This window comes from Jutongia hominis (assembly GCF_014384965.1).
Taxonomy (GTDB): Bacteria; Bacillota; Clostridia; order Lachnospirales; family Lachnospiraceae; genus Butyribacter; species Butyribacter hominis.
The window spans coordinates 1-770 of record NZ_JACRSW010000013.1 but is presented as its reverse complement, the minus strand read 5'-3'; the positions used below and the strand labels follow the sequence as shown (position 1 = coordinate 770).

The 770-nt window shown below is 40.0% G+C and carries 2 protein-coding genes; both read right to left on the bottom strand.

The genetic code is table 11. The features are described 5' to 3' along the window. The coding region (locus H8700_RS03770; protein WP_249303217.1) for a DUF5688 family protein at window positions 1-359 on the bottom strand (359 nt) is incomplete at its 3' end. 73 nt (window positions 360-432) lie between these two features. Next, window positions 433-660, bottom strand: coding sequence for an LPXTG cell wall anchor domain-containing protein (locus tag H8700_RS12535; protein WP_081021251.1), 228 nt, complete (start codon window positions 658-660; stop codon window positions 433-435). Window positions 661-770 lie beyond the last annotated feature (110 nt).

Here is a 770-nt window from a genome sequence, read left to right as displayed (position 1 = left end):
TCCAAAAATGTTTTATTCTGCTCTGTATTGATGAGCTGGAATACAATCTTCTCGTTAGCATCCTTCATAATGCTGTCCACATCAACAACCGGAGCCTGCTCATATGCCCTTTCCATAAAGTCACATGCAGCCATAAGTGTTTCCTCAAGATCCCCACAGTCCTGATACTTCTTATACATGTCATTGATATAAATCGTAGGCGAAATATTCCTGCCTTCCTCTCTTAAGATGATGCCATCAAGAGTCACATTCACCTTTTCCACGGGTTCTGCCACAAGCTCCATTCCTTTGAACTTCTCAGGCATATAATCCATAAACTTTTCTTTTACTACTTCCTTAAAAATCTCGTAATTCATCATATTACGTTTCCTCCTTAATCTAAAAAAGCAGGGAACATAAGTCACTGGCTTACATTCCCCGCAAGGTTAATTGTTACTGTTTATTCTTTTTCTTTCTTCCACGAAGTCCTACTCCAACACCTGTAATAAGTGCAAGTGCACCAATTCCAAGATAAAGAAGCGGATTTGCATTGTCTCCTGTCTGTGGAAGCTTAGGCTCTGTCGGTACATTGACAAGCTTAAGAGTTGCTACAACAACATCCGGTGCATTATCATCATATCGAAGTGTTACATCGTGCCATCCACCCTTGCAGTGAACTATTTATCTGTAATGCACGGGACACATAGGACTGTCCCGTATTCTGTGCATCTTAAACTCCTTTCATTATACCAGCTCTCTTATTTTAAAGAAATACTGCATAAGTCTTCTGT